The following is a 16,777-nucleotide window of genomic DNA, read 5'->3' on the forward strand; positions in this document are numbered from 1 at the left end:
GAAGGTGTCCTGCTGGTCGTCGCCGGTCTCCCGGTTGGCATGGCACACCACGGAGTTGTCGGGATAACCACCGATCTTCAGCCCCACACCGTCGTGGGTGTCGAGCAGGGCGGCGGCCCGCTCCAGATCGGCGGCGTCCGGCACGGTGATGTCGTCGTCCAGGAAGACGACGGTGCGCCACCCGGACATCCGGGCGAGGACCAGGCCGAGGTTGCGCTTGGCGCTGGTGTCGGCCCGGCGTTGCAGGCGTGACCCGCCGAGCACCGTCGAGGTCTCCAGCGCCGGCAGTCCCGGCACCCCGGCGTGCGGGAAGTCGACCGCGATCACCCTGAGCGTCGACATGCGGGCCAGGCAGTCGATCACCGGCCGCGCACGGGAGCGCCCGCTGCACAGCACCAGCAGCGTGGCACCGAGCAGTGCGGCCAGCCGCCCGGCCTGGACGAGGGAGAACTCCGACCGGACGCTGGGAACGATGATCGCGTCCACCGCCACACGCCGGTCCCCCGGCACCGGCGGCCGGATCAGACCGCGATGGGAACGGTGATGCCCGACCTCGCTCATGCCTCGATCACGGGCGGCCACTCGTGCAGCCGTTCATCGTCCTGCGTCCAGTCGGGTGTCACCACGGTTCCGTTCGGATTGATCCGGACGCGCATCAGGATGCTGAACGCGGAGGCGTCCGGAAAGCGCTGCCGGATGAAATTCTCGTTTCGGTCCCGAAACTTCGCATCGGTCAACGCGCGGACCGCGCCGTACGTTCCGCGCCCGAACATGCCATTACACAATGTCACTGTTCGTCGGGAGTTGTACGGACTTTTCCCCCGGAAGAAATGGGCGACGTCCTCCAGGAGCATCCCGTTGGCCGCGTCCAGCACAGGCTCGAAGGTCCGGCCCTCCGCGGTCGAGAAGCAGCCGGCGTCCTCGTCGTGGGGCCGCACCTGCTGGCTGATCGGAAGTTCGAGCCGCCGGGTGATGTCCCGGTTCACCGCATTCCAGTCCACGCCGCCGATCAGCACGAGATGCGAGGTGAAGTCGTCCTCCTCCATCTCCTCGGAACGGCAGATGCGCACGTCGGCCGCCGGGTTCACCGCCCGGATGTGCCCGTGGACCTCCAGGAGCGCATCGAGGTCGGCCAGACTGTAGGAGCGGACGTAGTCGGGATCCTTGGTGTCGGTGAACGGCATCCGCTCGCGGAACCGTTTCGGCAGGCTCCCGCTGACGATGATGATCGGCCGCTGGTCCGGGAAATACCAGGTGCCGCTGCCGGTCACGCCGCCTTCCGGCCCGGTCGCGGTCGCCCACGCCGGCTCGTGCTCGGTGGACTCACCGTCGGTGAAGCGCAGGCTGAACAACTCGGAGTGCAACCTGTCCCGCTCCTGCCGCTCCTCGTCGGTCAGATCATGCTCGCTGAGCAGCCGGGCGGGCCCGGACTCGACGGACCGCCGGGTGGCGAAGAACATCGCGTATCCGGCCAGCCGGCTGGCCGGTGGCAGGGCGGGATTGCGGATCGACTCCCAGGACGAGATCAGCGACAGGCTCAGCGGCCCGTGCTCACCGCCGAGCGCCTCGGCGATCTGGTGCTGGGTGATCTTCAGATCCGGCCAGTGCTCGGTACGCAACTTGCGCAGACGCCGAGCGAGGCGCGCGCTTTCGGGCACTCCCGGCTGCATGAGTGAATCCTTCACTGAACTTCAGGCAATCCGTAGAGCCTAGGGGAAGCGCTTCCCCTACGGCCAGTACCGAACCGGAAACTATGCGCTCAATGCGGAACCGCGGGCGGAAGCGTGAGTGAAACCAGGGTTCAACCTTGCTTCATCCAACTACAGGCACCTAACCTGAACTTCAGTAAAGAGATCTGAAGTCACTTTCCGGCAAGAGTGACCGACGAGGTCCCGCGGCAGCCGAGGGGGCTGCCGCGGGACCCTTTTTCATGTTCGCCGGGCGGCGATCACACGTCAGCTGACTACCGAGCGTCACGCTAAATGGTATCGCTCCCACGCGGACGAACCGCAGGCGAGGCCGCGGGCAATCGATCATGCTGGATGACCGGCGATCCGATCTTGCATGAACGCAACGTCATCGAAACAAACATCGCGGCCCCGGATCGAACACCGCACGACGGCGCCCGAGCCCGGCCCATAGCCTCTGAAGTGCGAAGATGCTGACATCAGGTCGTCGCACTTATCGCTTAGGGACCTTTACTTTCGTCGATGCGACGCATAGCTTGGTCCTATCCAGCGAAAGTTATGGATTTCCTGAGCGTCAACGCGACATCACCCTCCCCTATCGACGGCGTGTCCTGTGGGACGTCCTCCCGCGACACTCCGTGATGTCGTGCTGCCGTCTCACGTGTGGATACGTGTGGATACCAGCAAGTACGAGTGGAAGGAGACGCATGGACGACGCCGTCCTCTCCCGCCGATCGCTGATCGCCACCGGTGCCGTCGGCCTCGCCGTACCCGCCATCGGGGCCGCCGTGGCGCTGACCGGCGGCGCGGCGAAAGCGGGGGCGACCCGGAAGATCACCATCTGGGCCGAGGCACTGCCCGGCGGGCTGTTCGGCTACGGGCTCGCGCCCGGGCAGGCCACCGTGCCCGGCCCGCTCCTCGAGATGTACGAGGGCGACACCCTCGAGATCACTCTGGTCAACACCACGAACCAGCGCCTGTCCATCCATGCGCACGGCGTCGACTACAGCACCACCTCGGACGGCAGCCCGCTGCACGGGTCGTACAACAACCCGGGGGAGATCCGCACCTACGTGTGGCGGTCGCGGGAGATGTCCGCGGCGGCCGGGCGGCGGTTCATGCCGGGCAGCGCCGGCTACTGGCACTACCACGATCACGCGATGGGCACCGACCACGGCACCGGCGGGGTGGCCAAGGGCCTCTACGGTGCTCTGATCGTGCGGCGGCGCGGCGACATCCTGCCGGACAAGCAGTTCACCGTGGTCTTCCACGACATGACGATCAACAACAAGGCGGCCCCGAACACCCCGATGTTCGAGGCGAACCTCGGTCAGCGCGTCGAGTGGGTCGCCATCGGGCACGGCAACCTGTTCCACACCTTCCACCTGCACGCGCACCGCTGGGTCGACAACCGCACCGGCATGTTGGAGAGCGTCAGCGACCCGAGCCCGACGGTCGACAACAAGGATCTCAACCCGGGCAGTTCGTTCGGGTTCCAGGTGATCGCCGGCGAGGGCGTCGGCCCGGGTGCCTGGATGTACCACTGCCACGTGCAGAACCACTCCGACGGCGGCATGGCCGGGCTCTTCCTGGTCCGCAACGCCGACGGCAGCATGCCGCCGGGCGCCGAGGAGGCGATCCACCGATTCCAGGGCCACGCACACACCACCACGTCGACAGACACCGACGACCATGGGGGGCACGGCGCATGAGATCACCAACCCATCGACTGGTACGCAGAACGCTGACCGCCGCCACCGCGGCACTCCTCGTCCTCACCGGATCAGCGCAGGTCACGACATCACCAGTGGCGGCGGCACCCACCGGGGCGGCGGCACCGCAGCAGTCGGTGCTGGTCTTCCACGGGGAGGCCGCCGAGCAGGACGACCCGGTCGCCAAGGCCGCGGCGACCATCGACGCGCTCGCGGACACGGCCGGGCTCACCACCGTCGAGTCGACCGATCCCGCCGTGTTCACGCCCACCGGGCTGGCACCCCACCGGGCGGTGGTGTTCCTGTCCACGGCCGGCACCGTCCTGACCCGTGATCAGGAGGGCGCGCTCCAGTCGTACATCAAGGCCGGTGGTGGTTTCGTCGGCATCGCCGACGCGGCCAAGGCGCAACTGGACTCGACGTGGTTCACCGGCCTGATCGGCACCCGCCCGGCCGGCTCGATCCCGGCCTCCGAGCCGGTCGCCAAGGTCACCGCGAGCGGCGAGAACCCGCCCAACGAGACCAAGGAGAAGCTCACCGACGGCGACACCGCCACGAAATGGCTGGTCCGCACGGCGACCGGCTGGGTGACCTACGAGCTGGCCGCCGCGAAGGCGATCACCGGGTACGCCCTCACGTCGGCCAACGACTTCCCCGGCCGTGACCCGAAGGACTGGACGCTGCAGGCCTCGGCCGACGGGCAGACCTGGACCGACGTGGACCGCCGGACCGGACAGGCCTTCCCGGACCGGTTCCAGACCCGTCGTTTCGACCTGTCCGCGCCGCAGAACCTCCGGTTCTTCCGGCTGGAGATCACCGCCAACAACGGCGAACCACTGATCCAGCTCGCCAATCTGCGGCTGTTCACCGCCGACGCCGTCACTCCCCCGCCCCCGGGCGTCAACCAGGCCGTCGTCGACGTGCTCGACACCCGGCACCCGGCCACCGCCGGTCTGCCGCGCACCGTCACCCGGTCGGACCGCTGGTACAACTGGGACCCGAACCCGCTGGGCACCGTGCACACCCTCGCCCAGGTCGAGGAACGCCACTACAACGCCGGGACCAGCGCCAACGGACCGTTCCACCCGGTCTCCTGGTGCCGTGACTACGACGGCGGCCGGTCCTTCTACACCGGCATGGGCCACACCGCGGGCAGCTACGACGAGGACGCCTTCCGTAAGCACCTGACCGGCGCCCTGAAGTGGGCCTCCGGCATCGTGCGTGGCGACTGCCAGGCCGGCATCGCCGCGAACTACCGCACCGAGCGGCTGACCGCGGCGAACCAGACCGGGCAACTCGACCAGATCGGCGAACCGCACGGCCTGACCATCGCCGCCGACGGCACCGTCTTCTACGTCGGCAAGGCCGCCTGCCCGAGCGGACCGGTGGTCAGCTGGGACGACCCGAAGGTCGGCCTGGGCTGCGGCACCATCCACTCCTGGAACCCGCGCACCAGACAGGTGAAACTGCTGACCACGCTGCCCGTGATGGGCAACCGGGGCAGCGGCACCGAGCTGGTGAAGAACGAGGAGGGCCTGCTCGGCATCGTGCCGGACCCGAAGTTCGCCGAGAACGGCTGGCTCTACGTCTACTGGATGCCGCACGACTCGGTCGACCGGACCAAACGGGTCGGGCAGCGGACCGTCAGCCGGTTCACCTACGACGCGCAGGCGCAGACCATCGACCAGGCCACCCGTAAGGACCTGCTGCAGTTCCCGGTGCAGATCCACAGCTGCTGCCACGCCGGTGGCGGCATGGCCTTCGACAAGCGGGGCAACCTCTACATCGGGTCCGGCGACAACAACTCGTCCGAGGGCTCGCAGGGCTACGCCGGCAACAACTGGACCCAGGAGTACGCCGGGATCTCGTTCCAGGACGCGCGGCGCACCTCGGGCAACACCAACGACCTGGCCGGGAAGATCATCCGCATCCACCCGGAGGCGGACGGCACCTACACCATCCCCCCGGGCAACCTGTTCCCGCCGGGCACCGACAAGACCCGCCCGGAGATCTACGTGATGGGCGTCCGCAACATCGCCCGCCTCCAGATCGACCCGGAGACCGACTGGCTGACCGCCGGCTGGGTCGGCCCCGACGCCACGAACCCGAACCCGGAACTGGGCCCGGCGAAATACGAGACGGCCACCATCATCACCTCCGCCGGAAACCAGGGCTGGCCGTACTGCATGGGCAACCGGCAGCCGTACCGGGACCGCAGCAGCACCGACGCCACCGTCCTGACCGGCTGGTACGACTGCGACAACCTGAAGAACACCTCACCGCGCAACACCGGCCTGACCGACATCCCGCCGGCCCGCGACAACATGATCTGGTACTCCCCCGGTGGCGGCGGCCCGGTCTTCCCGCCCCGCGCCGACGGCAGCGGCCTGCCCAGCTACGTCGCCGCCGACGCCGTCTACACCCAGCCGTACCTGCGCGGCGGCGGCCAGGCGGTGATGTCCGGCCCGACCTACCACCACGATCTGGCCGACCCGGCCAGCACCGTGAAGTGGCCGGTGTACTGGGACGACAAGTGGTTCATCGGCGACCAGTCGAACGCCGCCAACCGGGTGGCGGTCACCGTCGACCCGGCCGGGGTGCCGCAGCAGAAGCCGCCGCTGTTCGGTGAGACGCTGCGCGCCATCCTGCCCGCCGGCAACGCCGACAACCGGCTGATGAGCTGGATGGACGCCAAGTTCGGCCCGGACGGGGCGCTGTACCTGCTCGACTACGGCGGCGGCTTCTTCAGCCTGCACCCCGCGCAGAAACTGCTGCGGGTCGTCTACACCGGAGGGCCGGCCACCCCGGCACCGCAGGCCACGTCGGTCGCCGTGCAGAACAAGCCGCTGACGTACGCGTTCACCGGCTCCCGGTCCGGCGGGATCACCCACCGGTGGGAGTTCGGCGACGGCACCTCGTCCACCCTCGCCGACCCGCAGCACGTCTACGCCGCGATCGGCACCTACACCGCACGGCACACCGTCACCTACGCCGACGGCGAGACCGTCACCACGCAGGTCCGCGTCGACGTGGGCTGCGCCGTACCGGACACCCGCACCGACATCTGGCTCGCCGGCACCGACACCGGGGTGCCGAACAGAACGGTCGGCGGAGGCTGCACGGTCAACGACCTGATCGACGACGAGAGCACCTGGCCCGACCACGACAGTTTCGTCCGGCACGTCACCGCGGTCGCCCGAAAGCACCTCGACTCCCGCCAGGCCGGTGCCCTGACCAGGGCCGCGGCCGCCACGTCGATCGGCCGGCCCGGCCACACCGGATACGAGCCGCTCTTCGACGGCACCGCCGCCTCGCTGGCCGGCTGGCGGCAGGCACCGACCGGACAGTTCACCATCCAGCCGGACGGCTCGCTGCGCCCCTCCGGCGGCCTGGGCATGCTGTGGCACACCCGGGAGGTCGCCGACTTCTCCCTGAAACTCCAGTTCAAGGACATCGCACCCGGCACCGGCCGGGCCAACAGCGGCGTGTTCACCCGGTTCCCCGACCCGCGGACCCCACTCGAGCAGCGGCCCGCGGGCAGCTGCGGCACGGTCGGGTCGGCCCGCACCTCGGCGGCCTGGGTGGCGATCTACTGCGGCCACGAGATCCAGATCTACGACGGCGACACCGGCGAACCGCAGAAGACCGGCTCGATCTACAACTTCGACCCGGTCACCCTGACCGACGCCCGCGTGACCCCGAAGAACCAGTGGAACGACTACGAGATCCGCGTCGTCGGGCAGCACTACACGATCCTGCGCAACGGCGTGGTCATCAACGAGTTCGACAACACGCCCGGGAAGCAGTCGTCGCGAGCCGGAGACCCGGCCACCGACCTGCGGCAGTTCCTGCGCGGGCACATCGGGCTCCAGAACCACGGCGACAGCGACCTCATGGAGTTCCGCAACATCCGGGTCCGCGCCCTCTAGCCGAAGTCAGGAAGGTGCCATGAACCGAACCATCCCACGCCTGCACGCGGGGGCGGCGCTGATCGTCGCGCTGCTGCTGGCGGTGCTCGCGGGCGCCGCCCCACCGGCGGCCGCCGCGCAGACGCTGACCTGGACCGCCGGCGACGACATCACCGCCTACCGGTCGGCGCCGGCCACCGCCGTCGCCGGCGAGACGACCATCGTGTGGGAGAACAGCGCGGCCACCGGCAACACCACCGGCATGCCGCACACGCTGACCTTCGACACCAGCACCGAGGGGTACAACCACGACGTCACCCTCAACATCCTGGCCAGCCCGTTCGACACCAACAACGGCCGGCACACGGCGACCGTCACCCTGACCCCGGGGAAGTACCGGTACCTCTGCACCATCCCGGGGCACAGCACGATGGTCGGCGAGCTGACCGTCACGTCCGGCGGCGGCGACCCGGACACCACCGCGCCGACGGTCACCGCGCAGGTGTCCGGCAGCCGGGACGCGCAGGGCGCCTACCTCGGCTCGGCCACCGTGACGGTCGCCGCGACCGACACCGGATCCGGGGTACGCACCGTCGAGTACCAGGTCGACGACACCAGCTGGCAGGCGTACGCGGCGCCGGTCGCGGTCACCGCCGTCGGTGACCACTCGGTGCAGTACCGGGCCACCGACAACGCCGGGAACACGTCGGCGGCCGGATCGGTGTCGTTCCGGGTCGTACCGGGCCAGCCGCAGGACACCACCGCGCCGGTGGTGACCGGGCAGACCGCCGGAAACCGGGACGCCGCCGGAAACTACCTCGGCACGGCCACCACCACCCTCACCGCCACCGACACCGGCGGGTCGGGGGTGGCGCGGATCGAATACCAGCTCGACGGGGGCGCGTGGACCGCCTACACCGCGCCGGTCGTGGTGAGCACCGTCGGCGCGCACATGCTGCACCACCGGGCCACCGACAACGCCGGCAACACCTCGGCGGAGCAGATGGCGCACTTCACGATCGTCGCGCCGCCGGTCGAGGACACCACACCGCCGCAGGTCACCGCCGCGCTGACCGGCGAGCGGAACGTCAACGGCGACTACCTGGGTACGGCCACCGTCACCGTCACGGCCACCGACAGCGGCGGGTCCGGGGTGAAGACGGTGGAGTACCGGCTCGACGAGGGGGCCTGGACGGCGTACACCGCGCCCGTGGCCGTGGCGGTGACCGGCGCGCACACCGTCCGCTACCGGGCCACGGACAACGCCGGCAACACCGCGGCGGAGAAGTCGGTGGCCTTCACGGTCGTCGACCGGGGATCGGACGCCTGCCCGGACTCCGACACCCGCGACACCGTCGTCATCGACGGTCACGACACCCGGATCCGCAACGCCGACACCGGCGACGGCTGCACCATCAACGACCTGATCGCCGAACGTGCCGACTACCCCACCCACGCCGCCTTCGTACGGCACGTGGAGCGCGTCACCGGCGCACTGGTCACCGCAGGCAGGCTCACCCAGCGGCAGGCGGGGACCATCGTCCGCGCCGCGGCGGCATCGGACAGAGGAGAACCAGCATGAGGTACATCGCCGCTACCTTCACCGCCGTGGTCGCCACGGTCGCGCTCACCGGGGCTCCGGCCGGCGCCGCCCTGGTCACCCACTGCATCGGCACGGGCGGGGCGGTGACCGTACCCAATGATCTGCTCGTCCCCGCCGGCGAGTCCTGCGACCTGACCGGCACCGTGATCACCGGCAACGTCAGCGTCGCCGCCGGGGCCAACCTGGTCATCGACGGCGGCCGCGTCGACGGCGAGGTCCGGGTCGCCGGCAACGGCTACCTGGACGCCTCCGGCAGCACGATCGCCGGGTCGGTGATCCTCGCCGCCGGCGGTTACGGCCTCTACCTCAAGGACGCCTCGACCGGATCGGTGACGGTACGCCCCCGGGGCACCGCCACCATCGACGGTTTCCTGTTCGCCGAGGCCACCACGATCACCGGCTCGGTCAACGCCCAGGCCGGAGAGGTACGCCTGGACCGGGGCAGCGAGGTGTCCGGTGGGCTCAGCACCAACGGCACCCACTACACCGACCTGCACGACTCGTTCGTGGACGGGGTCCTGTCCGTGCTCAACAGCTCCACCGGCAGCGTGGTCTGCGGCAGCGCCGTCCGTGGCCGGACCACCTTCGCCGGCAACCTCGGCGGGGTGCAGCTGGGCCCGAACGGCGGCCTCGACGGGTGCGCGTCCGGCGGCTACTTCGGCCGGGACGTCAGCATCACCAACACCACCGGCGGCGTCAGCGTCGAGGACACCATCATCGACGGAAGCCTCACCGTGAACAGCAACAACCCGGCCGCCCGGGTGGGCACCGACAACCGCATCCGCGGCGGGGTGATCACCGCGCAGGCGGCCGGCGCCGGGACCGCGGCGGCGCAGCGGCGGGCGGTGGCCGCCCGCGACGACGACACCGCGAAGCTGACCGGCGAACGCCGCGCGGCAGCCGAGCAGGAGGCCGCCGCAGCCGGCGCGGCCGACCTGTAGCCCGGCCCGTCAATGGCCCGGCGGCGGTCCCATCCCGGCCGCCGGGCCATTGACCATATATTGACGATCAATATTTATTGCTGCGCCGCAACTACCGGCTGCGCGCCGACGGCCGTGCCGAGCTCGCCCGGCAGTCCGAGCGGCTGCGCGGGCTGGCGGCCGCCGCCGACTCCCGGCTGGCCCCGCCTTGCCTGACGCCGGCTCTCGCGACGCTTCAGGACCATCGATGCACCGCCGGCTGCTGCTGGCCTATCCGCGTGACTACCGTCGGGCCCGCGGCGCCGAGATCCTCGAAACGGTGGCCGACATCGCGCCCACCCGGCGCCGCCTCCGCGTGGCGGTGAACCTGATCGGTCACGGCCTGCGCGCCCGCCTCGGCCGCCCGGCCGCCACGCGACGGACGGGCGGTTCAGCGGCTGACGCGTTGCGCGGCCGCGGTGGCCGCATCCCGGACGGTGGCGGCGAGCGCGCCGGCGATGACGGCGTAACCGGCACTGGACGGGTGGAAGCGGTCCGCGCTGAACAGGGCCGGATCGGCGGCGAACGCCACCGACGTGGTCCCGCCGATGTCGGCGATGCGGGCCCCGGCCGCGGTCGCCGCCCGGATCTGTTCCTGTTGCACCGCCCGGCTGCCGGCGCTGACCAGCATCCGCATCTGCGGCGGCACCCACGGCACGACGCTCAGATCCGGAGCGGGCGCCACCACGACCTCGGCGCCGGCGGCGCGCAGGTCACGGACGGTGCCGCCGAGCAGCGTGCCGGCCTGGCGCGGCGGGACGAGGTGGGTCAGGTCGTTCGCGCCGATGATCACCAGGGCGAGGTTCGGTGCGGTGGCGGTGGCGCGGGCGACCTGACCGGCGAGGCCGCGGCTGTCGGCGCCCGGCACCGCGACCACGCGCAGGTCGACGACGTGGCCACTGCGGGTCAGGTCCGCGGCCAGCCGTGCACCGATGGTGTCGGCCGGCCGGGAGGCGCCCTGCCCGTACGCGATGGAGTCCCCGAGGACGGCGAAGGCAAGAGTCACAGTCGGATCAACGTGGGTCCCGTCCGGCCGCATTCCCGGCGACCGGGGTGACCCGCGTCCCGCCGGCCGGCACCGCGACCGGGGTGACCTGCGTCCTGCCGGCCGGCACCGCCACCCGGGTGATCCGCGTCCCGCCGGCCTGCACGGCGAGCATCAGACAGGCGCGGATCTCGTCGCCGTCCACCCGCACGGCGCAGGTGCCGCAGGTGCCGTCCGGGCAGGTGGACCGGTGGCCGAGGGCGTCGGCGAGGGTACGGCCGGGTTCCACGTCCAGATGCTCGGTGGTGCCGTCCACGGTCAGCGTCACCCGCACCGGGCCGCCCCCTGGCGGGCCTGCCGGAGTGCCCGGCGTGCCAGGATCCGGAAGGCCCGCCGCTGCTCCGGCCGGCTCGCGTCGTCGTCGAGCCGCCCGGTGTCGCTCTCCGCCGCCACCTCCGCCGCCGATGCGATCGCGTCGTCGGAGAACGTGGTCCCGATCAGGGCGGCCTCGGCCGCGCCGGCCCGCACCGGGTGGGGCCCCGAATTCACCAGGCAGATCGCCGCCGACGTGACGACGCCGCCGGTCACGGTGACCGCCGTCATGGCCGCCGCGTGTGGATAGATCGACGAGCGCCGGTTCTCCGCGTAACCGATGCCGGTCCCGTCGGGCAGGATCGGCAACCGTGCCTCGACCAGCAGCTCGTCGGGCCGGCGCGCGGTGGTGTACGGCGCCGTGAAGAAGCGGTCCGCCGGTACCGTCCGCCGCCCGGCCGGACCGTCCAGCACGAGCCGGGCCCCGACGGTCACCGCCATGGCCGGCCACTCGGCCGCGGGATGCGCATACGCCAGGCTGCCCAGCATCGTGCCCCGGGCGCGGATCGGCGGGTGCCCGATGTGGCGCACCACGACCCGCAACAGGTCACCGAGCGGCCCGCCGATCGTGTCCGACTCGAACGCCCGGTGCCGGACCAGTGGTCCCACCCGCAGGAACCCGTCGGCTTCGGCGAGCGTGTCGAGCCCGCCGACCCGGTTGATGTCGACCAGCCGGCACGGCGGCGCGCCCGGCCGGGTCACCACCGGGATCAGGCTCTGGCCCCCGGCCAGCACCGACGTCTCCCCATCCGCCAGCGCGGCGAGCACCTCGTCGACGGTACGCGCGGAGAGGTACTCCACAGGCGCAGACCTCATCCCACCACTCCTCCCCCGGATGCCGGGGAATGTATCGACCGGTGTGCGCCTCTTCAAACCTCCGCCCCCGATCGGGGGCGTGTCGCCCCGCGGGGTGGACGCGGGACCGCGGGACACGACGCGGGGTGCGGGCGGCGGGCCGAGCTAGGATCGCCGGATGCCTGAGCGTGCCCCACTGCTGCGTACGCTGGTCGCGCTGGCCGTGACGCTGGTCGCGGGGGCGGCGCTGCTGTTCGGGGCGCCCGCGCGGTCGGGTCCCGTGCCGCCGCTGTCGGTCGGGGCGGCGTGGCCGACCGTGCAGCGCGGCAGTATCCCGTCGCATCTGCCGGACGGGGGCACGTACACCCCGGGGCTGTTCTTCGACGCACGCACCTCGGCCGGCACCGTGCGCAGCGCGGACAACAGGTTCCTGCGCCTGATCGTCCTGGAGTCGGACGGAAAGGCGGCCCCGACCGTACGGGAGCTGCGGCGCGTGCCGTCGGCCGACCGGGGACCGTTCTCGGCGCCGGCGCGTTCCGGCGACACGCTCGTCTGGGTGGAGACGGTCAAGAGCAGGCCGCAGCTGTGGACCGCCGACCTGACCGCGGACGGGTCCGCCCGGATGCTCACCGACGACGTCGGAGCCCTGCGGCTGTACGACTCGCAGTACGACCTGACCGTCACGGACGGCACCGTGCGCTGGGCAGCGGCCGCCGGTGACGGCACCGAGTTCCGGTCCGTCCCGGTCGGCGGGGGCCGGGTGACCGTGCAGCGCGAGGCCGGGGACTGGGGTCTGTCCGCCTGGCCGTGGGCCGTCGACGGGCAGACCGCCGCCACCGGCGCGAGCACCCTGCGCAACCTCGCCACCGGTGTGGACGTCGCCGTGCCCACCGGGCGGCGTGCGGTGACCGCGTGCAGTCCGGCCTGGTGCGAGATCGTGTCGCTGAACTCCGAGGGCGACACCCGCATCGAGCTCTCGCATCCGGACGGCTCGGCCCGCCGGGTGGTCGCCGAGGGCACCGTCGGGACGGTGATCAGCGACGTCGCGGTGCTGGACCGGTTCCAGGTGATCGGCCGGACCGGTCCGCAGTCGGAGCTGAGCGGCAATCAGGAGCTGCTCGTCCACGACCTCACCGACCGGAGCACGGTGCTGGTCAGCCCGGATGCGGCCGACATCTCCTACCGCGGCGGGGTGCTGTGGTGGTCGACCGGTGACCGGAACTCCTACGTGCGCAACTCGCTGGACCTGCGCACGGTCTGAGTCACGCGTACGGCTGTTTCGGCTCGTCGATCTCCTGCCACGTGCGCACCTCCAGGTAGGCGAGCCGCGCCTGGTTGACCGGGTCGGTGCCGACCTCGGGGCTGTAGACGCCGACCACGTCGACCCAGGCGTCCGGTGGTGCGTCGATCGGGGCGCCGGTCAGGCCGACCTTGATCGGGCGGCCGTCGGCGGCGCAGCAGGCCAGCACCATCCGGGCCAGCATGGGCCTGCCGTCCGGGCCGGGGGTGATGAACCCGGTCAGTTTCACGGTGCGGCCGGCCAGGCTCCGGCCGCCGTCGAAGACCGCCCGGCCCGCGTAGTCGAGCAGGCCGACCTCGACCGGATCGCCGGCCGGCAACGGCGGGTAGTCGGAGGCCTCGGCGGGACCGACGCTGCCGGACTGGCCGGCCGCGAACGAGCCCAGCGCCGGCGGTGAGAGCAGGAGCAGAGCCATCACCGGGGCCAGGAGCAGCCAGCCGACCCGCGGTTCGTGGCCGCCGTGCCCGTGACCGTCGTCGTGCCCCGGCTCGTGGTGGGCGCTGCGGGTGCGGCGGGCGGCGCGGAGGTCGTACCAGATGGTCATGATCGCGGCGGCGACCAGCAGGAGGCCGGCGCCGAGCAGGAAGGGCCGGAGGCCCTCTTTGACGTACCGCAGGAACGTGTCGGTGAGGGTGGACTTGATGATCGCGCCGCCGAACAGCAGCATGACGACCGCCTGGGTGATCCGGCTCACAGCAGCACCGTCCCGAAGGCGGTGCCGACCACGACGGCCGCGACGAAGGTGGTGGGCGCGAACCGCACCATGAACCGGCGCCCGAAGACACCGGTCTGCATCGAGATCAGTTTCAGATCGACCATCGGGCCGACGACCAGGAAGACCAGGCGCGACGTCAGCGAGAACTGGGTCAGCGAGGCGGCGACGAACGCGTCCGCCTCACTGCAGATCGACAGCAGTACGGCCAGAGTCGCCAGCACCAGGATCGAGATGATCGGGTCGTCGGCGAGTTTCTGCAGCCAGGCCGCCGGGACGACGACGTTGATGGTGGCCGCGGCGGCCGCGCCGAGGACCAGGAACCCGCCCGCGTGCATGACGTCGTGCCGGCAGGCCGCCCAGAACGCCCGCGCCTTCGAGGTGTCGTCGAGATCGGGCCGGTGCGGCAGCCTGATCCACTCGGACCGGCCCAGGCGCAGCCACAACCAGCCCATCGTCACGGCGACGACCAGGCTGGCCAGGCCGCGGGCGACCGCCATCTCCGGCTGACCGGGGAACGCGATCACGGTGGCGGTCAGCACGATCGGGTTGATCGCCGGCGCGGCCAGCAGGAAGGCGAGGGCAGCGGCCGGGGTGACGCCGCGGCGGATCAGGGAGCCGGCGATCGGGACACTGCCGCACTCGCAGCCGGGCAGGATGACACCCGCCATGCCCGCGGCGGGCACGGCCAGCGCGGGATGGTTCGGCAGGGCCCGGGCCCAGAAGCTCCGTGGGACGAACACCGCGATCACCGCCGACAGCACCACGCCGAACACTAGGAACGGCACGGCCTGCACCATCACCGAGACGAACACCGTCGTCCAGGTCTGAAGCCCCGGGCCGGACAGCCACCCGGCCAGCCGGTTGCGCACCAGCAGCAGAAGCACCAGCACCACGGCCAGCCACTCCAGCGACCCTATCCGCCACGAATCCGGCTCGGGCGTCGGCGCGACCGGCTCGGCTGTCGCACTCTCGGAGGTAATCACAGGCTGCTCCCCTCGGCCAGCGTCACAACCTACCGGGTCGGGTGCCCGACCTGCTCATTCCCGGGGTCCGATCCCGGCGTCCGGGTCCGCGTCCGCGGTCGGGTCCGGGGAAATTCTCAGGTCGCCGCCGGGCCGTCGATTAGAAGCCGTATGGCCGACAAGCAGATGATCCGACCCGACGACCGCGATGCCGTACTCGCCGCGCTGGTGGCGAAGTACCCGGACGCCTTCATCGCGGCCATCGGGCCAACGGGCTGTTCGTCCCGATGCCCCGGGAGGTCGCCGACCTCGGACTGCGACCGATCGACGGGGCGTCCTCGATGCTCGGCCTGATCATCACCGACGATCACCGGCTGGTCATCGAGACCTGGTCCGAGGCCGTCACCGACGGGGCGGCGAGCTGCACGGTCCACCTGACGGCCGCACCGGACAGTCCGGCACGGATGCACTTCGTCGACGCCACCCACCGGTTCGGTGTCCACCTCGGCGTCATCACCGGATCGGGTCTCGAGGCGGACCTCACCCTGCACCCGGAACTCGTCCGGCCCCGCATGGTCACCATGGTCAAGAACCCGACGTCGGTGGTCACCGAGGTCGGCCCGGAGATCCTGCCACTGCTCGGCTGGGATCCCGCCGAACTCGTCGGGCAGCGCACCCTGGAACTCGTCCACCCCGACGACCAGCAGCGGGCCATCGCCGGGTGGATGGACATGCTCGGTACCCCGAACGGCTCGGCCCGGCGGGTACGGCTCCGGCACCTGCACCGCGACGGGCACACCGTCTGGTTCGAGGTGACCAACCACAACCACCTCGCCGACCCGCACGACCCGCGGGTGGTCGCCGAGATGCTGGACATCTCCGACGAGATGGCGGCGCAGGAGGCGGTCCGGGCCGCCGAACAGCTGATGCGCCGGCTCACCGAGACGATCCCCCTGGCCATCCTCCAGGTCGGTCACGACGGCCGGATCACCTTCCTCAACGAACGTGCCGCCCGGCAGGTGAAGGCCCAGATCGGCGGCGACCTCACCGAGGCTCTGCTCGACCTGACCGAACCGGTCGACCGCCCCCGGGTCGGCGAGGCGCTCGCCGGAGTGCTGACCGGCACGGACACCGACGTCGAGTACGGCCACCGCGAACCCGGCGCGGGCACCCGCCGGATCCGGGCGAACCTGCGCGCCCTCACCGACGGCACCGGCGCCGTGACCGGCGCGATCATCTGCCTCGCCGACGTCACCGAGGAGGTGCTGCTGCGCGAGCGACTGTGGCGCCAGGCCACCTTCGACGCCCTGACCGGCTGCCACAACCGGGCCGCGACGATGGCCGCCCTGGACGACGCGCTCGGCTCCGCCGACCGGCACGCCGGCACCGCGGTGATCTTCCTCGACCTCAATTCCTTCAAACCGGTCAACGACCGGTACGGCCACGCCGCCGGCGACCTGCTGCTGAGCCAGGTGGCCACCAGCCTGCGCGGCGCGGTACCGGCCGCGGGCATCGTGGGCCGGGTCGGCGGCGACGAGTTCGTGGCCGTGTGCCGCGACGTGACCAGCCGTGAGCACGCCGACCGGATCGGGGCCGACCTGCTCGCGGCACTGAGCACGGCCCGGGTCCGGGTCGCCGGCACCACCCTGGTCCCGCACGCCAGCCTGGGTGTCGCCTGGTCGGCGTACGGCGAGGGCAACCCGGACGAGTTGATGGCCCAGGCCGACGCCGCCATGTACGCGGTGAAACGGTCCGTCTTCGCCGCCGTCCGGTAGCCG

12 protein-coding genes are annotated in these 16,777 nt (G+C 71.4%); 6 read left to right on the top strand and 6 right to left on the bottom strand.

Translation table 11 applies throughout. The annotated features are described in order from the left end of the window. Positions 1-557 precede the first annotated feature (557 nt). Positions 558-1,670 (bottom strand): hypothetical protein, encoded by a 1,113-nt coding sequence (locus tag BC793_RS42655; protein WP_109602337.1) that lies wholly within the window; start codon positions 1,668-1,670, stop codon positions 558-560. A gap of 725 nt (positions 1,671-2,395) precedes the next feature. Here BC793_RS42655 and BC793_RS42660 point away from each other — a divergent pair. From BC793_RS42660 to BC793_RS42675, 4 genes are read left to right on the top strand one after another with little or no spacing between them, the layout of a single operon-like run. Next, a complete protein-coding gene (locus tag BC793_RS42660; protein ID WP_109602338.1) occupies positions 2,396-3,400 on the top strand; it encodes a multicopper oxidase domain-containing protein in 1,005 nt (334 codons plus the stop codon). Next, a complete protein-coding gene (locus BC793_RS42665; RefSeq protein WP_109602339.1) occupies positions 3,397-7,329 on the top strand; it encodes a ThuA domain-containing protein in 3,933 nt (1,310 codons plus the stop codon). Before BC793_RS42660 ends, BC793_RS42665 begins: the two co-directional genes overlap by 4 nt. A gap of 19 nt (positions 7,330-7,348) precedes the next feature. Continuing rightward, positions 7,349-8,890, top strand: coding sequence for an OmpL47-type beta-barrel domain-containing protein (locus tag BC793_RS42670; protein ID WP_109602340.1), 1,542 nt, complete (start codon positions 7,349-7,351; stop codon positions 8,888-8,890). After that, positions 8,887-9,852 (top strand): hypothetical protein, encoded by a 966-nt coding sequence (locus BC793_RS42675; RefSeq protein WP_109602341.1) that lies wholly within the window; start codon positions 8,887-8,889, stop codon positions 9,850-9,852. The genes BC793_RS42670 and BC793_RS42675 overlap by 4 nt, the downstream gene beginning before the upstream one ends. Positions 9,853-10,261: 409 nt before the next feature. Here the strand turns inward: BC793_RS42675 and BC793_RS42685 are convergent, their stop codons facing one another. The 3 genes from BC793_RS42685 to BC793_RS42695 are packed head-to-tail and all read right to left on the bottom strand — an operon-like array spanning position 10,262 to position 12,043. Continuing rightward, on the bottom strand, positions 10,262-10,876 hold the full coding sequence (locus tag BC793_RS42685; protein WP_109602342.1) for a GDSL-type esterase/lipase family protein: 615 nt from the start codon (positions 10,874-10,876) through the stop codon (positions 10,262-10,264). A 7-nt stretch (positions 10,877-10,883) separates the two neighbouring features. Next, positions 10,884-11,189 (bottom strand): 2Fe-2S iron-sulfur cluster-binding protein, encoded by a 306-nt coding sequence (locus BC793_RS42690; protein ID WP_109602343.1) that lies wholly within the window; start codon positions 11,187-11,189, stop codon positions 10,884-10,886. Continuing rightward, complete coding sequence (locus tag BC793_RS42695) at positions 11,180-12,043, bottom strand: FAD binding domain-containing protein (protein ID WP_109602344.1); 864 nt, start codon at positions 12,041-12,043, stop codon at positions 11,180-11,182. The genes BC793_RS42690 and BC793_RS42695 overlap by 10 nt, the downstream gene beginning before the upstream one ends. Positions 12,044-12,200: 157 nt before the next feature. Between BC793_RS42695 and BC793_RS42700 the strand changes: the two genes are divergently transcribed. Further along, entirely contained in the window at positions 12,201-13,283 is a 1,083-nt protein-coding gene (locus tag BC793_RS42700) for a hypothetical protein (protein WP_109602345.1), read from the top strand. A gap of 1 nt (position 13,284) precedes the next feature. Here the strand turns inward: BC793_RS42700 and BC793_RS42705 are convergent, their stop codons facing one another. Together BC793_RS42705 and BC793_RS42710 are read right to left on the bottom strand one after the other, a co-directional pair. Then, positions 13,285-14,016, bottom strand: a complete 732-nt coding sequence (locus BC793_RS42705; protein ID WP_109602346.1) for a TIGR03943 family putative permease subunit — start codon at positions 14,014-14,016, stop codon at positions 13,285-13,287. Beyond that, positions 14,013-15,017: a permease gene (locus BC793_RS42710; RefSeq protein WP_239170640.1), complete on the bottom strand. Its 1,005-nt coding sequence runs from the start codon at positions 15,015-15,017 to the stop codon at positions 14,013-14,015. Before BC793_RS42710 ends, BC793_RS42705 begins: the two co-directional genes overlap by 4 nt. Positions 15,018-15,286: 269 nt before the next feature. On the opposite strand from BC793_RS42710, the gene BC793_RS42715 reads away from it, so the two are divergent. Next, positions 15,287-16,774 (top strand): sensor domain-containing diguanylate cyclase, encoded by a 1,488-nt coding sequence (locus tag BC793_RS42715; RefSeq protein ID WP_109602348.1) that lies wholly within the window; start codon positions 15,287-15,289, stop codon positions 16,772-16,774. The last annotated feature ends 3 nt before the right edge of the window (positions 16,775-16,777 follow it).

This window comes from Actinoplanes xinjiangensis (assembly GCF_003148685.1).
Classification (GTDB): domain Bacteria; phylum Actinomycetota; class Actinomycetes; order Mycobacteriales; family Micromonosporaceae; genus Actinoplanes; species Actinoplanes xinjiangensis.

Bases quoted from the DNA above. Each gene is read 5' to 3' on its own strand.
- BC793_RS42655 (WP_109602337.1), bottom strand. From the start codon at position 1,670: ATGCAGCCGGGAGTGCCCGAAAGCGCGCGCCTCGCTCGGCGTCTGCGC.
- BC793_RS42660 (WP_109602338.1), top strand. From the start codon at position 2,396: ATGGACGACGCCGTCCTCTCCCGCCGATCGCTGATCGCCACCGGTGCC.
- BC793_RS42665 (WP_109602339.1), top strand. From the start codon at position 3,397: ATGAGATCACCAACCCATCGACTGGTACGCAGAACGCTGACCGCCGCC.
- BC793_RS42670 (WP_109602340.1), top strand. From the start codon at position 7,349: ATGAACCGAACCATCCCACGCCTGCACGCGGGGGCGGCGCTGATCGTC.
- BC793_RS42675 (WP_109602341.1), top strand. From the start codon at position 8,887: ATGAGGTACATCGCCGCTACCTTCACCGCCGTGGTCGCCACGGTCGCG.
- BC793_RS42695 (WP_109602344.1), bottom strand. From the start codon at position 12,043: ATGAGGTCTGCGCCTGTGGAGTACCTCTCCGCGCGTACCGTCGACGAG.
- BC793_RS42700 (WP_109602345.1), top strand. From the start codon at position 12,201: ATGCCTGAGCGTGCCCCACTGCTGCGTACGCTGGTCGCGCTGGCCGTG.
- BC793_RS42715 (WP_109602348.1), top strand. From the start codon at position 15,287: ATGCCCCGGGAGGTCGCCGACCTCGGACTGCGACCGATCGACGGGGCG.